We start from the raw sequence: 16,010 nt of genomic DNA on the forward strand, positions 1-16,010 counted from the left end.
GGCTGGCCTCAGCTTTTTGCAGTATTTTTGCCATGGGAGCCAACTGACATGGAACGTCTGACACGCATTTTGGCCGCACTGACCCGATGGGGGCTGGGGCTGTGTGCGTTGGTATTGGTGTTGATGGCGTTGTACGTCAGCCTCGGCCGAGAACTGACACCGCTGGTGGCCGAGTACCGTGCCGAAGTCGAAGCCAAAGCCAGCGCTGCCTTGGGCATGCCGCTGACTATCGGCGAACTGGAAGGCAACTGGAGCGGCTTTGCGCCGATCATGCTGGCTCACGATGTGATGGTCGGCGAGGGCGCCAATGTCCTGCGTCTGGATCAGGTGCGCGCGGTGCCGGATCTGTGGGCCAGTCTGCTGGCTCGTGAAGTGCGCATCGCTCACCTGGAACTCAGCGGCCTGAAGATCAGCCTCAAGGAAGACGAGGACGGTCATTGGGCGCTGGAAGGTTTGCCGGTGCAGCAGGATCAGCCGCTGGATCCTGAGCAATTGCTCACTCGCATGCAGAGGGTTCAGCAGCTGTCGGTGCTCGATAGCCAGGTCACTTTGCAACCACTGCAAGAGCAGCCTCTGACCTTGACTTACGTCGGTCTGAATCTGAAAACCGGCGTGTCGCGTCAGCGACTCGACGTTCGCCTGACCCTGCCCGATGGCCAACCGGTGGCCATGAGTCTGCGCACCCGTCTACGTGCCAGCGAGTGGAAGGATGGCGAGGCGCAGGCTTACCTGAGCCTGCCGCAAAGCGACTGGTCAAAATGGTTGCCTGAGCGTCTGACCCAGCAATGGAATTTCTCCGAGATCAAGGCGGGTGGCGAGCTCTGGTTAAACTGGAACGAGGGCGCCCTGCAAAGCGCCGCGATTCGCCTGAACGCGCCGCAACTCAAGGGTGCCTACGCCGAACGCAAGCCAATCCAGATCAATAATCTGGCGCTGAACGGCTATTTTCAGCGCAGTGCCGAAGGCCTTCTGGTGACCCTGGACTCCCTGGCCATGAACCTCGGCGAGACCCGCTGGGAATCGCATATGCAACTCAAACAAAACGCGGCGACCGACAAGACTGAAGAGCTTTGGCATCTGCAAGCTGACCGCCTCGACCTCACCCCGATCACCCCGATACTGAATGCCTTGGGGCCGCTGCCCGAAGGCATGGCCACCGCCGTCGAGCGACTCAAAGTGACCGGCGGCCTGCGCAACGTGCTGATCGACTTACGGCCCACTGCCACCGACGACAGCAAGTTCAGCTTTGCCGCTAACCTGGATCGGGTCGGCTTCGATGCCTATCACGGCGCTCCGGCGGCGCGAAATGTCAGTGGCAGCATCAGCGGTGATCTGGGCGGTGGCGAGTTGCGCATGGACAGCAAGGATTTTTCCCTGCACCTGGACCCGATCTTCGCCAAGCCATGGCAGTACATTCAGGCCAATGCCCGCCTGACCTGGAAACTCGACAAAGATGCCTTCACCTTGATCGCGCCGTACCTGAAGGTGCTGGGCGAAGAAGGCAAGATTGCCGGCGACTTTCTGATCCGCCTGCATTTCGACCACACCCAGGAAGACTACATGGACCTGCGGGTCGGTCTGGTGGACGGCGATGGGCGCTACACCGCCAAGTACTTGCCGGCAATGCTCAGCCCGGGGCTGGACGAATGGCTGCGCACGGCGATTCTGAAGGGTGCGGTGGATCAAGGTTTCTTCCAGTACCAAGGCTCGCTGAACCACGGGGCCGCCGAGACTGCCCGCAGCATCAGCCTGTTCTTCAAGGTTCACGATGCCGAACTGGCCTTCCAGCCAGGCTGGCCACATGTCAGCAAGGTCACGGGTGACGTGTTTGTTGAAGACAGCGGTGTACGGATTTTGGCCAGCACGGGTCAGTTGCTCAATACCCAGGTCAGCGACATTTACGTCAATATTCCCCGTGTGCCTTCCGGACAAAACGTCCACCTGTTCCTCGACGGTGGATTCGCCGGCGGGCTGGGCGATGGTCTGAAAATTCTCCAGGAAGCGCCGATCGGCACCGCAGCCACCTTTGCTGGTTGGGAAGGCGAGGGCGATCTGCAGGGCAAACTGAAACTGGACATTCCATTGGTCAAAGGCGAGCAGCCAAAAATTCTCGTCGACTTCAAGACCGCCAAGGCCCGTCTGAAACTGGCTGAACCACCCCTGGAGCTGACTCAGCTCAAGGGCGATTTCCGTTTCGACAGCACCAAGGGGTTGAGCGGGCAAAACATCACCGCGCGCGCCTTTGATAAACCTGTCACTGCACAGATTTTCGCCGATGGCGGCCCCGGCAACCTCAAGACTCGCGTCACCGCCTCCGGCCAGGTCGAGGTCAAGAAACTGACTGACTGGCTGAGTGTTACTCAGCCGTTGCCAGTGTCCGGTGTGATCCCTTATCAGCTGCAACTGAACCTCGATGGCCCTGACAGCCAACTGATGGTCAATTCCAGTCTCAAAGGCGTGGCGATCGATTTGCCGGCGCCGTTCGGCATGGCTGCTGATGTCGGCCGCGACACCACGTTCCGCATGACCCTACAAGGACCGGAGCGGCGTTACTGGGTCAACTATGGTGAGCTGGCAAACTTCATGTTTGCGGCGCCGACCGGCAATTTTGCCGACGGTCGCGGTGAGTTGTTCCTGGGGGGCGGCAATGCCGTACTACCCGCCGCCAAAGGCCTGCGGGTGCGCGGTGTGCTGTCGGAACTGGATGTCGGCCCCTGGAAGGACCTGGTAGACAAGTACGCCGGCCAGGATCCGGGCGGCAACGCCAAACAGTTGCTCAGCAGTGCGGATTTCAAGATTGGCAAGCTCAGCGGTGTCGGGACTACGCTCGATCAGGCTTCCGTACAGTTGAACCGCAAACCTGCCGCGTGGGCCTTGCAACTCGACAGTCAGCAGGTCAAAGGCAGCGCCAGCATCCCCGATGCGAAAGCCGCGCCGATTGCGATCAATCTGCAATACGTGCGTTTGCCAGCGCCAGACCCGACGGTGCTGGCCGACGAGAATTCACCGGATCCGCTGGTCAAGGTAGACCCGACGAAGATCCCGGCACTGGATATCACCATCAATCAGCTGTTCCAGGGGCAGGACCTCGTTGGGGCCTGGTACCTGAAAGTCCGTCCGACCGCCAAGGGCATTGCGTTTACCACGCTGGATCTGGGCCTCAAAGGCATCCTCTTGCAGGGCAGCGGCGGTTGGGAAGGCACGCCCGGTTCCAGCAGCAGTTGGTACAAGGGCCGGGTCAGCGGCAAGAATCTCGCCGATGTACTGAAGGGCTGGGGCTTTGCGCCGAGTGTCACCAGTGAAGATTTTCATATGGATGTCGATGGTCGCTGGCCCGGCTCGCCGGCCTGGCTGGCCACCAAGCGCTTCTCCGGAACCCTCGATGCTTCGCTGAATAAAGGCCAGTTTGTTGAAGTTGAAGGCAGCGCCCAGGCGTTGCGAGTGTTTGGCTTGCTGAACTTCAACTCCATCGGTCGCCGTCTGCGTCTGGACTTCTCCGATCTGTTCGGCAAAGGCTTGAGTTACGACCGGGTCAAAGGCCTGCTGGTCGCGACCAACGGCGTATACGTGACGCGTGAGCCGATCCTGCTGACCGGTCCGTCGAGCAACATCGAACTCAACGGTACGCTGGACCTGGTGGGCGATCAGGTCGATGCCAAGTTACTGGTGACTTTGCCTGTGACCAACAACCTGCCGATTGCTGCGCTGATCGTCGGTGCACCGGCTATCGGCGGTGCGCTGTTCCTGATCGACAAGTTGATCGGTGACCGTGTGGCGCGTTTCGCCAGCGTCAAATACACCGTCAAGGGGCCGTGGAAAGAGCCGAAAATCACCTTCGACAAGCCTTTTTGAAAAGCCACGCCTTTGGCCGATGGAGTAGCATGGCCATACGTAGCGGCGCAGCTCCCCTGTAGCAGCCTGCGTCCGGCTGCGCAGCAGTCGTAAAATCAGATACCGCGGACTTTCAGATAAACCGTGCATTCTGGATTTACGACTGCTGCGCAGCCGGACGCAGCCTTCGGCAGCTGCTACAGGACGGTGTACAGATTTCAAGTAAGGAAAAGGCCATGTCTTTTGCGGTGATTCAAATGGTCAGCCAGAGCGATGTACTGGTCAATCTGGCCCAGGCCCGTCGACTGCTTGAGCAAGCGGCAGCCGGTGGCGCGCAGCTGGCTGTGCTTCCGGAAAACTTCGCCGCCATGGGCCGTCGCGACATTGCCGACATCGGCCGCGCCGAGGCGTTGGGCGAAGGCCCGATCCTGCCATGGTTGAAACAGACCGCGCGCGACCTCAAGTTATGGATAGTGGCCGGCACGTTGCCGTTGCCGCCGGTGGATCAACCGACGGCCAAAGTGCACGCCTGCTCGCTGCTGGTGGATGACCACGGCGAAACCGTTGCACGGTATGACAAGTTGCACCTCTTCGACGTCGATGTGGCGGACAATCGCGGGCGTTATCGCGAATCCGATGACTATGCTTATGGCAGTGGGGTAGTCGTGGCGGACACGCCCGTCGGTCGAGTCGGGCTGACCGTGTGTTACGACCTGCGCTTCCCGGAGCTGTACAGCGAATTACGCGCTGCCGGTGCGGAGTTGATTACTGCGCCGTCGGCCTTTACCGCGGTGACCGGCGCGGCGCATTGGGATGTGTTGATTCGCGCGCGGGCCATCGAAACTCAATGTTATGTGCTCGCGGCCGCCCAGGGTGGGACGCATCCGGGGCCGCGAGAAACCTTTGGCCATGCCGCGATTATCGACCCGTGGGGACGTGTGCTGGCGCAACAGGATCAAGGCGAGGCCGTGTTGCTGGCCGAACGCGATAGCAGCGAACAGGCGTCCATCAGGGCGCGGATGCCGGTGTCCAGTCACCGGCGCTTTTTCTCGCAGGGCGCCCAGCGACCTGCCTCAGAACGATGAATTTAAGGCGTAAAGCATATGAGCGAGTTGTTGTCCTCAGTCAGTGAACACCTCCTGGCGCCTGGCGGCGTAACAATCGAGAGCCTGCAAGGTGTGCTCGGCGATTTGGCCGGCCCGGGCATCGATGCCGCCGACCTGTATTTTCAGGGACAGATTTCCGAGTCCTGGGCGCTGGAAGACGGGATCGTCAAGGAAGGCAGCTTCAACCTCGACCAAGGTGTCGGCGTGCGAGCGCAATCGGGGGAGAAAACCGGTTTCGCCTACAGCAACGCCATTACTCTCGAAGCCCTTGGCGCCGCGGCCCGTGCGGCGCGTTCGATCTCCCGCGCGGGGCAGAATGGCACGGTTCAAGCCTTCACGACTCAGGATGTCGCCCAACTGTACGGGCCGGACAACCCGTTAGAAGTGATGACCCGTGCCGAGAAGGTTGAGCTGCTCAAACGTATCGACGTCGCGACTCGCGCCCTCGACCCGCGTATCCAGCAAGTCACCGTGAGCATGGCCGGCGTCTGGGAGCGAATCCTCGTGGCTTCCACCGACGGAGGCCTGGCCGCCGATGTACGGCCGTTGGTGCGCTTTAACGTCAGCGTGATCGTCGAGCAGAACGGTCGCCGTGAGCGCGGCGGTCATGGCGGTGGCGGTCGTACCGATTACCGTTATTTCCTCAGTGATGACCGCGCCATGGGCTATGCCCGTGAAGCGTTGCGTCAGGCGCTGGTCAACCTCGAAGCCATCCCTGCGCCGGCCGGTACGTTGCCGGTGGTGCTGGGTTCGGGCTGGTCCGGCGTGTTGCTGCACGAAGCAGTCGGCCACGGTCTGGAAGGCGACTTCAACCGCAAGGGCAGTTCCGCCTACAGTGGGCGCATGGGCGAAATGGTGGCGTCCAAGCTTTGCACCATCGTTGATGACGGTACGCTGGCCGGTCGTCGCGGTTCCCTGAGCGTCGATGATGAAGGCACCCCGACCGAGTGCACCACGCTGATCGAAAACGGCGTACTCAAAGGCTACATGCAGGACAAGCTCAACGCGCGCCTGATGGGCGTGGCCCGTACCGGTAACGGTCGTCGCGAATCCTACGCACACCTGCCGATGCCGCGCATGACCAACACCTACATGCTGGCTGGCGAAAGCGACCCTGCAGAAATCATCGCCTCGGTGAAGCGGGGCATCTACTGCGCCAATCTCGGTGGCGGTCAGGTGGACATCACCAGCGGCAAGTTCGTGTTCTCCACCAGCGAGGCGTACCTGATCGAAGACGGCAAAATCACTGCCCCGGTCAAAGGCGCGACGTTGATCGGCAACGGGCCGGAAGCCATGAGCAAGGTGTCGATGGTCGGTAACGATCTGGCGCTGGACAGCGGCGTGGGGACGTGTGGCAAGGATGGGCAGTCGGTGCCGGTGGGTGTCGGCCAGCCAACGCTGAAAATCGATGCGATCACTGTGGGTGGCACAGGATCTTAAGGGCTCTTGAAAAAGTGAAGCTTCGGGTGGGCCGCGTGGCGACCCACCCGAGAAGAGATTTAACGCAGACCGCGTTGAGTCTCGTCCAGCTCACGGATGTACTTGAAGATTTTACGGCTCGATGCCGGTGGCTTATTGGTCGCCAGTTCGTGCTGGGCCTGACGGATCAGGGAGCGCAATTGCTGACGATCAGCTTCCGGGTAGTCGATCACGAACTTCTCCAGGACCGCATCGTCGCCCGCGATCAAGCGATCGCGCCAGCGTTCCAGGCCATGGAAACGTTCGTTGTACTGCCGAGTGGAGGCATCAAGTTGATCGAGCAACGTCAGAATGGCGTCAGTGTCCTGATCGCGCATCAGTTTGCCGATGAACATAAGGTGCCGTTTACGCGCGATATTCGCGGTGTGCTTGGAGGCATCGCCCAGAGCCCGGCGCAAAGCGTCGGTCAACGGCAGTTTTGCCAGCAAGTCAGGCTTGAGCGTTGTAAGGCGCTCGCCAAGGTCAACCAGAGCATGAAGCTCGCGTTTAACCTGGGATTTGCTTTTTTCTCCCGTATCGAGGGAGTCGTCGTAAGAATCAACCATGGTGGCCGTCCGCAAAGAAACGCCGCCATGATAACCAGTCGGGGGCCGCTTGTCCGGCCCGGTCGCTCGAAGGCCCTAGCCGAAAGCAGAATTTGAGTGGAGAACAGCATGAGTGCAGTTGAAAGCGTCGGCCCACAAGCGTTGCCGGCACTGCAAGAACAAGTCGAGCAGATCATCGCTGAAGCCAAGCGCCAGGGCGCCAGTGCCTGTGAAGTGGCAGTGTCGCTGGAGCAGGGCTTGTCGACCACGGTGCGTCAGCGGGAAGTCGAAACCGTTGAGTTCAATCGCGATCAGGGCTTTGGCATCACCTTGTACGTCGGCCAGCGCAAGGGCTCGGCCAGCACGTCGGCCAGTGGTCCTGAGGCGATTCGCGAAACCGTCGCCGCCGCACTGGCCATCGCCAAGCACACCTCGGAAGACGAAGCTTCGGGCCTGGCGGACGCCGCGCTGATGGCCAAGGATTTGCAGGATTTCGACCTGTTCCATCAATGGGACATCACCCCGGAGCAAGCCATCGAGCAGGCCCTGGCCTGTGAAGCGGCGGCATTTGCCACCGACAGCCGGATCAAGAACGCCGATGGCACCACCCTCAGCACCCATCAGGGCTGCCGCGTTTATGGCAACAGCCACGGTTTTATCGGTGGCTACGCGTCGACTCGTCACAGCCTCAGCTGCGTGATGATCGCCGAAGCCGATGGCCAGATGCAGCGCGATTACTGGTATGACGTGAACCGTCAGGGCAATTTGCTGGCCTCTCCGGAGAGCATCGGCCAGCGTGCCGCGCAACGGGCGGCGAGTCGTCTGGGCGCACGCCCGGTGCCGACCTGCGAAGTGCCGGTGCTGTTTTCCGCGGAACTGGCCGGTGGTTTGTTCGGCAGTTTCCTCTCGGCGATTTCCGGCGGCAGTCTGTATCGCAAATCGTCGTTCCTCGAAGGCACCCTGGGACAGAAGTTGTTCCCGGAATGGTTGACCATCGATGAACGTCCGCACCTGATGCGCGCGCTGGGCAGTTCGGCGTTCGACGGCGACGGTCTGGCGACGTACGCCAAACCGTTCGTCGAAAAGGGCGAGTTGGTGTCGTACATTCTTGGCACGTACTCCGGTCGTAAGCTCGGGATGCCGAGTACCGCCAACGCGGGTGGCGTGCATAATCTGTTCGTCACCCATGGTGACGAAGACCAGGCAGCCTTGCTGCGCCGCATGGGCCGCGGCCTGCTGGTGACTGAATTGATGGGCCAGGGCCTGAACATGGTCACTGGCGATTACTCGCGTGGCGCGGCGGGTTACTGGGTCGAGAACGGCGAAATCCAGTTTGCGGTCCAGGAAGTGACCATCGCTGGCAACATGCGTGACATGTTCAAACAGATCGTTGCGGTCGGTAATGATCTGGAATTGCGCAGCAACATTCGTACAGGTTCGGTGCTGATCGAGCGCATGACGGTAGCGGGTAGCTAAACCCCGTCAGTTGCACAAAAAAAGGCGCACCACCCATTGGGTGGTGGGCCTTTTTTATGCGCCTTGCGCCGTCCCTGTAAGGATCACGGCTCGCCAGCGATGGCATCCCTGGGTCAAGGCGTTCCTGATCGGTGCAGCATCAGGGGGCGAGCCGGTCTTGGGCTGCTGATCAGGTTTTGCTTGATGATGGTGATGGATACAGCATTGGCTTGACACTGACTATGTAGCAGCTGGCGAAGCCTGCGTTCGGTTCGGGCCGCGTTCGGACGCAGCAGTCGTAAACCCTGCTCACGCGGTCTGCCTGACATACCGCAGAGCCCAATTTTACGACTGCTTCGTCCGAACGCGGCCCGAACCGAACGCAGCCTTCGGCAGCTGCTACAGGGCGAGGTGTTACTCGCCTTCGCCGAAGTAGTCATTGATCAAATCCACCAATGCCTGCAGCGCCTCATCAGCTTTTTCACCTTCGGTGCTCAGGTGGATTTTGGTGCCCTTACCCGCAGCGAGCATCATCATTGCCATGATACTTTTTCCGTCGACCGTGGATTCCGGCGTGCGTCCTACTCTGATCGTGCAATCCTTGAACTCACCGGCGACGCCAACGAATTTTGCAGAAGCGCGGGCATGCAGGCCCAGCTTGTTGATGATTTCAATTTCCAGAGCAGGCATCGCGGTGTGAATCCTTTAGCTGAGGTCGCGGTGGCGAACCTGGACGTTCTTCAGGGATTTTTGCAGGGCCTGGCCCAGACGTTCGGTCAGGTAGACGGAGCGGTGATGTCCGCCGGTGCAGCCAATGGCAATGGTGACATAAGCACGGTTGCTGGCGGCGAAGCGCGGTAGCCACTTGAACAAGTAGGTGGATATGTCCTGGAACATCTCTTCGACGTCCGGCTGTGCCGCCAGGTACTCGGCAACCGGTTGGTCGAGCCCGGATTGATCGCGCAACTCCGGCTTCCAATAGGGATTTGGCAGGCAACGCACGTCGAACACCAGATCAGCGTCCACTGGCATGCCACGCTTGAAGCCGAAAGACTCCACCAGGAACGCCGTACCGGGCTCCGGCTGGTTCAGCAGGCGCAGCTTGATGGTATCGCGCAGCTGATACAGGTTCAGGTTGGTGGTATTTACTTTGAGATCGGCGAGGTCGGCAATCGGCCCGAGCAGGTTGGTTTCATCGTTGATGGCCTCGGCCAGTGAGCGATTGGCATTGCTCAGCGGATGACGACGGCGGGTTTCCGAGAAACGTTTGAGCAAGGTTTCTTCGTCGGCGTCCAGATAAAGCACATCACACTGGATATGCCGGCTGCGCACTTCTTCGAGCAGTTCGGGAAACCGCGACAAGTGACTCGGCAGGTTACGCGCATCGATGGATACGGCAACCAGCGGTTGTGCAAGCTCGGTGTGAATCAACGCGCGTTCGGCCAGTTCCGGCAACAAACCGGCGGGCAGGTTGTCGATGCAGTAGTAGCCGTTGTCCTCGAGAACATCGAGTGCGGTACTTTTACCTGAGCCGGAGCGGCCGCTGACGATGATCAAGCGCATGATTAATGACCGTTTTGCTCGTTCAGGACAACCTGATACAAGGCTTCATTACTCGGGGCGCTGCGCAGTTTTTCACGCACTTCCTTGCGATCGAGCATGCTGGCGATCTGGCGCAGTAGCTCCAGGTGCGCATCGGTGGCCGCTTGTGGGACCAGTAGAACGAACAACAGGTCAACCGGAGCGCCGTCGATGGCGTCGAAATCGATAGGGGCGTCCAAGTGCATCAAGGCACTAATGGGCGCGTCGCAACCCTTCAGGCGGCAGTGTGGGATGGCGATGCCGTTGCCAAAACCGGTGGAACCGAGTTTTTCACGGGCAATCAGAGCCTCGAAGACATCTTGCATCTCCAGATCCGGCACTTCCCGGGCGATCAGGTTGGCAATTTGCTCGAGGGCTTTCTTTTTACTGCCGCCCGGCACGTTCACGAGGGAACGGCCGGGGGTCAGGATGCTTTCAAGTCGGATCATGGGTTGGGAGTGTTAACGACCGGTCGCGCCCTGGAGGAGGCTTTGGGTCTTTTCCTTATGCTTTTTGAGTTGTTTATCGAGCTTGTCGGTGAGTGCGTCGATCGCCGCGTACATATCGGTATGTTCCGCGTTGGCGACCACTTCATTCCCGGGAATATGCAGCGTGGCTTCGATTTTCTGCTTGAGCTTTTCGACCGTCATCGTGACCTGCACGTTGGTTATCTTGTCGAAATGCCTCTCTAATCGTTGGAGTTTTTCGCCGATGTAGGTGCGAAGAGGTTCGGTCACTTCCAGTTGGTGTCCACTGATGTTGACTTGCATACAGCTTCTCCTTCGTTGCCAGTGCATAAAGCGGCAGGCAGAAATGCCTGCCACTGGAACGCTGTGGCGTGGCTCTACATCAACCGCTTGCGTTCGCTCGAAGGCGCGATCCCGAGGGATTCGCGGTACTTGGCGACGGTGCGGCGAGCCACCTGAATGCCTTGTGCCTCCAGTAAACCAGCGATCTTGCTGTCACTCAACGGCTTTTTCTGATTTTCCGCGGCAACCAGTTTTTTGATGATCGCGCGGATCGCCGTGGACGAGCATTCACCGCCCTCGGACGTGCTGACGTGGCTGGAGAAAAAGTATTTCAGTTCATATATGCCCCGAGGGGTATGCATGAATTTCTGCGTGGTCACCCGTGAAATCGTCGACTCGTGCATGCCCACCGCTTCGGCGATGTCATGCAGGACCAGCGGCTTCATTGCCTCGTCGCCGTACTCAAGAAAGCCGCGCTGATGCTCGACGATCTGAGTGGCTACTTTCATCAGGGTTTCGTTGCGGCTTTGCAGGCTCTTGATGAACCAGCGGGCCTCTTGCAACTGATTGCGCATGAAGGTGTTGTCGGCGCTGGTGTCGGCGCGGCGCACGAAGCCGGCGTATTGAGCGTTGACCCGCAGTCGTGGCACCGATTCCTGGTTCAGCTCCACCAGCCAGCGCTCGTTGTCCTTGCGTACGATCACGTCGGGAACGACGTATTCGGCTTCGCTGGATTCGATCTGCGAGCCTGGGCGCGGGTTGAGGCTCTGGACCAGTTCAATCACTTGGCGCAGTTCATCTTCCTTGAGCTTCATGCGACGCATCAGCTGGCTGTAATCGCGGCTGCCGAGCAGGTCGATGTAATCGGTGACCAGGCGTTTGGCTTCGATCAGCCAAGGCGTCTTGGCGGACAACTGACGCAATTGCAGCAGCAGGCATTCGCCCAGGTTGCGGGCGCCGATACCCGCGGGTTCGAATTGCTGGATGCGGTGCAGGACGGCTTCGATTTCGTCCAGCTCGATGTCCAGTTCCGGGTCGAAGGCTTCGAGAATCTCCTCGAGGGTTTCGTCCAGGTAGCCCTGATTGTTGATGCAGTCGATCAGGGTCACGGCGATCAGGCGATCAGTGTCGGACATCGGTGCCAGATTCAGTTGCCACAGCAGGTGGCTTTGCAGGCTTTCACCGGCCGATGTGCGGGTGGTGAAATCCCACTCGTCGTCATCGTTGCTCGGCAGGCTGCTGGCGCTGGTCTGGTAGACGTCTTCCCACGCGGTATCGACGGGCAGTTCGTTGGGGATACGCTCGTTCCAGTCGCCTTCCTCGAGGTTATCAACCGTCGGGGCGGTTTCCTGGTAGGAGGGTTCCTGAATGTCGGCGTTGGGTTGCTGTTCGGCTTTGTCGGCCAAGGGATCGGCGTTATCGAAGTCGTCGCCTTCTTCCTGGCGTTCGAGCATCGGATTGGATTCCAGGGCCTCCTGGATTTCCTGTTGCAGGTCCAGGGTCGACAATTGGAGCAGGCGGATGGCCTGTTGCAGCTGCGGTGTCATCGTCAGCTGCTGGCCCATTCTCAAGACTAGCGATGGTTTCATGGCAGGGGCTTAACACCTTATTCGCCGGCGCACATGCGCCATCCACTACAGGGCGCCGGAGCGCCAAACATAAGCAAATTATATGCCCGAAACTGCAGCGTTTGCCTAGAGCGCTGTAACAATAAAAAAATATTGATTTTTTATCGAGACAAGCGCCCGAGCAACCAGCCAGACACCTCAGTGCTTACAGGCGGAACTCATGGCCCAGATACACTTCCTTGACCAGGTTGTTGGCCAGGATGGTGGCAGAGTCACCTTCGGCGATCAGCTGGCCATCGTTGACGATGTAGGCGGTTTCGCAGATATCCAGGGTTTCACGGACGTTGTGGTCAGTGATCAGCACGCCAATGCCCTTGGCCTTGAGGTGATAGATGATCTGCTTGATGTCTCCCACCGAAATCGGGTCCACGCCGGCGAACGGTTCGTCGAGCAAGATGAATTTCGGGTTGGTGGCCAGTGCCCTGGCAATTTCCACGCGGCGGCGTTCACCGCCGGACAGGCTCATGCCGAGATTGTCGCGGATGTGGCTGATGTGGAATTCCTGCAGCAGGTTTTCCAGCTCCTTGCGACGACCGGTCTTGTCGAGCTCCTTGCGGGTCTCGAGGATCGCCATGATGTTGTCGGCTACCGAGAGTTTGCGGAAGATCGATGCTTCTTGCGGAAGATAGCCGATACCGGCCTTCGCACGACCGTGCATAGGCTGGTGGCTGACATCCAGATCGTCAATCAGTACGCGGCCCTGATCGGCCTGTACCAGGCCGACAATCATGTAGAAACAGGTGGTTTTGCCGGCGCCGTTGGGACCCAGCAGGCCGACAATCTGACCGCTGTCGATCGACAAGCTGACGTCACGCACGACCTGGCGGCTCTTGTAGCTCTTGGCCAGATGCTGAGCTTTCAGAGTTGCCATTACTGGGCCTTTTGCTCGTCGGTTTTCTTCTTCGGCTGGATCACCATGTCGATGCGTGGACGCGACTCGGTGACTTTGTTACCTGTGGCGCGACCGGCGCTCGCCAGCTTTTTGACCGTGTCGTAGACGATTTTCTCGCCTTGGGTGACGTTGTTGTCCTTGTCGATGACTTTCGCCTTATCGATCAGCACAACGCGGTTTTGCGAGGCGTGGTACTGAATAGTCACTCCCCAGCCCTGAACAGGCTTGGTGTCGCCCTGGGTTTGCAGTTGCTCGAAATAGGCGAGGTTGCCCACGGAGGTCACCACATCGATGTCACCCGTCGGGGTGCGGGTGATGGTCACGGTATTGCCGGTGACCTTCATCGAGCCCTGAGTGATGATCACGTCACCTTTATAGGTGGCAATACCATTCTTGTCGTCCAGCTGGGCGTCGTCGGCCTGGATGCGGATAGGCTGCGCTTGATCGGTCGGCAGAGCCCAGGCGCTCACGCTTCCCAGTGCTGCGCTCAGACCGAGCAAAATAGGGAGGGTTTTAACGAGCCTCATACTGTCCTCTTACGTTCGATAGCAGGTGTATCCTGCTTTCTTTCAAATACGCTTTCATTCCCTTGCCAGTCGACACACCACCAGCGCCGTCGATTCTAACGGGTTGCTCGGTCTGCGCATATTGCTGCTGCGGGAACACTGTCATGCGGGTGGTGGTAATCAGGGTCTTGCGGTTTTTCTCGTCGAAGCGCGTGATGCGCACCGAGTCAATCAGTTCGACCTGAGTGCCATCGGGATTCACTTCACCGTGCTCGCTCTGGACGTGCCAGGGAAACTCGGTGCCGCGAAACATGTTCAGGTCGGGATTGGTCAGCAACGTCACTTCGGTCGCTTTCAGGTGTTCAACCTTGTCGGACGTCATTTCGTATTGCAGTTTGCCGTCGGGCAGGTACTGCACGCTGTGGGCGTTGACCGCGTAATAGTCGATCATGGTTTCATCGACCTTTGCCACCGGCCGGTCGAGGAAGCGCTCCGGGCTGATATTCCAGTAGCCGACCGCCGCGAATATAGCTGCGATGCAACCGAACACCAGGAATTTGCGAAACTTTTTGCTCAGCATAGTTGGCTCACAGGTACGCGGCGTTGGCCGCATCGAGGCGGCCCTGGGCGCGCAGGATCAATTCGCAGAATTCGCGAGCGGCACCCTCGCCACCACGGGCCTGGGTGATGCCGTGGGCGTGTTCACGCACGAAACTGGCAGCGTTAGCCACCGCCATGCCCAGGCCGACGCGACGAATCACCGGCAGGTCCGGCAGGTCGTCGCCGAGATAGGCGACCTGTTCATAGCTTAGGTTGAGTTGGGCAAGAAGCTCGTCGAGCACCACCAGTTTGTCTTCGCGCCCTTGGTAGAGGTGTGGAATGCCGAGGTTCTTCGCTCGTCGCTCGACCACCGGGGTCTTGCGGCCGCTGATGATAGCGGTCTGCACACCGGCTGCCATCAACATCTTGATGCCTTGGCCGTCGAGGGTGTTGAACGTCTTGAATTCGCTACCGTCTTCGAGGAAATACAGGCGTCCGTCAGTCAGGACGCCGTCGACGTCGAAAACCGCCAGCTTGATGTTTTTGCCACGTTGCAGCAGATCGTTGCTCATCACATTACTCCTGCACGCAGCAGATCGGACAGGTTGAAGGCGCCGATCGGCCGGTCGTCCTTGTCCACCACCACCAGCGCGTTGATTCGATGGTCTTCCATGATTTTCAGTGCCTCGGCCGCGAGCATCTCGGGGCGGGCGGTTTTGCCGTGGACGGTCATGACCTCGTCGATGGTCGTGTGATGGATGTCGATGGTGCGATCCAGGGTGCGTCGCAAATCACCGTCAGTGAAGATCCCGGCGAGTTTGCCATCGGCTTCCACGATCGCCGTCATGCCCAGACCCTTGCGGGTCATTTCCATCAGAGCGTCTTTGAGCAGAGTGCCGCGTTGAACCTGCGGCAGCTCCTGTCCTGCATGCATCACGGTTTCCACTTTCAATAACAGACGCCGGCCAAGCGCGCCGCCGGGGTGGGAAAACGCAAAGTCTTCAGCGGTAAAGCCGCGGGCTTCCAACAGCGCAACGGCCAGGGCGTCGCCCATGACCAGCGCGGCAGTGGTCGATGAGGTCGGTGCCAGGTTAAGCGGGCAGGCTTCGTGCTCGACATGCACGTTGAGGTTGACCTCGGCAGCCTTCGCCAGGGGTGAATCAGGGTTGCCGGTCATGCTGATCAATTGAATGCCTAAGCGCTTGATCAGCGGCAGCAGGGTGACGATTTCATTGGTGGAGCCGGAGTTCGACAGCGCCAGGATGATGTCGTCGCGGGTGATCATGCCCATGTCGCCGTGGCTGGCTTCGGCCGGGTGCACGAAAAAGGCCGTGGTGCCGGTGCTGGCCAGGGTGGCGGCGATCTTGTTGCCGATGTGCCCGGATTTGCCCATGCCGACCACGACCACGCGGCCTTTGCTGGCCAGAATCATCTCGCAAGCGCGTACGAAATCTGCGTCGATACGGGGCAGCAAACCTTGTACGGCTTCCAGTTCGAGGCGGATGGTGCGTTGGGCAGATTGAATCAGGTCGCTGGATTGGCTCATGTCAGAAATCGTATAGCCTGATGAAAAGGCGGCGATTATAACGGTAATGATCGAAACCCTCACGCAAGTTCGTCGCGCTTTGTCATTCCCGGTTACCGAATACCCCTGAATAGAAGCTTTTGCCCCGTCATGGTGCTGAACATGGCCCGGCTTGGGCCTTGGGCGCTTGGCCT

Annotated in this window: 15 protein-coding genes; 4 read left to right on the top strand and 11 right to left on the bottom strand. The window is 59.5% G+C overall.

Features of this window, described 5'->3' with window-relative positions; all coding sequences use genetic code 11:
* The first annotated feature begins 48 nt into the window (after positions 1 to 48).
* The 3 genes from ACYZTW_RS05170 to tldD all read left to right on the top strand — a co-directional run bounded on the left by ACYZTW_RS05170 (position 49) and on the right by tldD (position 6,377).
* Positions 49 to 3,852: a YhdP family protein gene (locus ACYZTW_RS05170; protein WP_462003999.1), complete on the top strand. Its 3,804-nt coding sequence runs from the start codon at positions 49 to 51 to the stop codon at positions 3,850 to 3,852.
* 215 nt (positions 3,853 to 4,067) lie between these two features.
* Complete coding sequence (locus ACYZTW_RS05175; protein ID WP_462004000.1) at positions 4,068 to 4,916, top strand: carbon-nitrogen hydrolase family protein; 849 nt, start codon at positions 4,068 to 4,070, stop codon at positions 4,914 to 4,916.
* Positions 4,917 to 4,934: 18 nt separating this feature from the next.
* Entirely contained in the window at positions 4,935 to 6,377 is a 1,443-nt protein-coding gene (gene tldD / locus ACYZTW_RS05180) for a metalloprotease TldD (RefSeq protein ID WP_033058018.1), read from the top strand.
* 59 nt (positions 6,378 to 6,436) lie between these two features.
* Here tldD and yjgA read toward each other — a convergent pair whose 3' ends face one another.
* Complete coding sequence (gene yjgA, locus ACYZTW_RS05185) at positions 6,437 to 6,961, bottom strand: ribosome biogenesis factor YjgA (protein WP_462004001.1); 525 nt, start codon at positions 6,959 to 6,961, stop codon at positions 6,437 to 6,439.
* Positions 6,962 to 7,069: 108 nt separating this feature from the next.
* Here yjgA and pmbA point away from each other — a divergent pair, with 108 nt between their 5' ends.
* Positions 7,070 to 8,416, top strand: coding sequence for a metalloprotease PmbA (gene pmbA / locus ACYZTW_RS05190; RefSeq protein ID WP_462004002.1), 1,347 nt, complete (start codon positions 7,070 to 7,072; stop codon positions 8,414 to 8,416).
* A 393-nt stretch (positions 8,417 to 8,809) separates the two neighbouring features.
* On the opposite strand, the gene ACYZTW_RS05195 is transcribed toward pmbA, so the two are convergent.
* The 10 genes from ACYZTW_RS05195 to ACYZTW_RS05240 form a co-directional block, all read right to left on the bottom strand.
* The gene (locus ACYZTW_RS05195; RefSeq protein WP_462004003.1) at positions 8,810 to 9,085 is read right to left on the bottom strand and encodes an HPr family phosphocarrier protein; all 276 of its coding nucleotides are present in this window, start codon (positions 9,083 to 9,085) and stop codon (positions 8,810 to 8,812) included.
* Positions 9,086 to 9,100: 15 nt separating this feature from the next.
* Positions 9,101 to 9,958, bottom strand: a complete 858-nt coding sequence (gene rapZ / locus ACYZTW_RS05200; protein ID WP_462004004.1) for an RNase adapter RapZ — start codon at positions 9,956 to 9,958, stop codon at positions 9,101 to 9,103.
* A 2-nt stretch (positions 9,959 to 9,960) separates the two neighbouring features.
* Positions 9,961 to 10,425, bottom strand: a complete 465-nt coding sequence (ptsN, locus tag ACYZTW_RS05205; RefSeq protein WP_462004005.1) for a PTS IIA-like nitrogen regulatory protein PtsN — start codon at positions 10,423 to 10,425, stop codon at positions 9,961 to 9,963.
* 12 nt (positions 10,426 to 10,437) lie between these two features.
* A complete protein-coding gene (gene hpf, locus ACYZTW_RS05210) occupies positions 10,438 to 10,746 on the bottom strand; it encodes a ribosome hibernation-promoting factor, HPF/YfiA family (RefSeq protein ID WP_047537716.1) in 309 nt (102 codons plus the stop codon).
* A gap of 74 nt (positions 10,747 to 10,820) precedes the next feature.
* Positions 10,821 to 12,314 carry an RNA polymerase factor sigma-54 gene (locus ACYZTW_RS05215; RefSeq protein WP_462004006.1) on the bottom strand — a complete coding sequence of 498 codons (1,494 nt, stop codon included), beginning with the start codon at positions 12,312 to 12,314 and terminating at the stop codon, positions 10,821 to 10,823.
* 184 nt (positions 12,315 to 12,498) lie between these two features.
* A complete protein-coding gene (lptB, locus tag ACYZTW_RS05220) occupies positions 12,499 to 13,224 on the bottom strand; it encodes an LPS export ABC transporter ATP-binding protein (protein WP_462004007.1) in 726 nt (241 codons plus the stop codon).
* The gene (lptA, locus tag ACYZTW_RS05225) at positions 13,224 to 13,772 is read right to left on the bottom strand and encodes a lipopolysaccharide transport periplasmic protein LptA (RefSeq protein ID WP_462004008.1); all 549 of its coding nucleotides are present in this window, start codon (positions 13,770 to 13,772) and stop codon (positions 13,224 to 13,226) included. The genes lptB and lptA overlap by 1 nt, the downstream gene beginning before the upstream one ends.
* Positions 13,759 to 14,331 carry an LPS export ABC transporter periplasmic protein LptC gene (lptC, locus tag ACYZTW_RS05230; RefSeq protein WP_462004009.1) on the bottom strand — a complete coding sequence of 191 codons (573 nt, stop codon included), beginning with the start codon at positions 14,329 to 14,331 and terminating at the stop codon, positions 13,759 to 13,761. Before lptC ends, lptA begins: the two co-directional genes overlap by 14 nt.
* Positions 14,332 to 14,338: 7 nt before the next feature.
* On the bottom strand, positions 14,339 to 14,863 hold the full coding sequence (locus tag ACYZTW_RS05235) for a KdsC family phosphatase (protein ID WP_462004010.1): 525 nt from the start codon (positions 14,861 to 14,863) through the stop codon (positions 14,339 to 14,341).
* Positions 14,863 to 15,837, bottom strand: coding sequence for a KpsF/GutQ family sugar-phosphate isomerase (locus ACYZTW_RS05240; protein WP_462004011.1), 975 nt, complete (start codon positions 15,835 to 15,837; stop codon positions 14,863 to 14,865). Before ACYZTW_RS05240 ends, ACYZTW_RS05235 begins: the two co-directional genes overlap by 1 nt.
* Positions 15,838 to 16,010: the final 173 nt, after the last annotated feature.

The sequence above is a fragment of the Pseudomonas sp. LB3P25 genome, assembly GCF_054897985.1.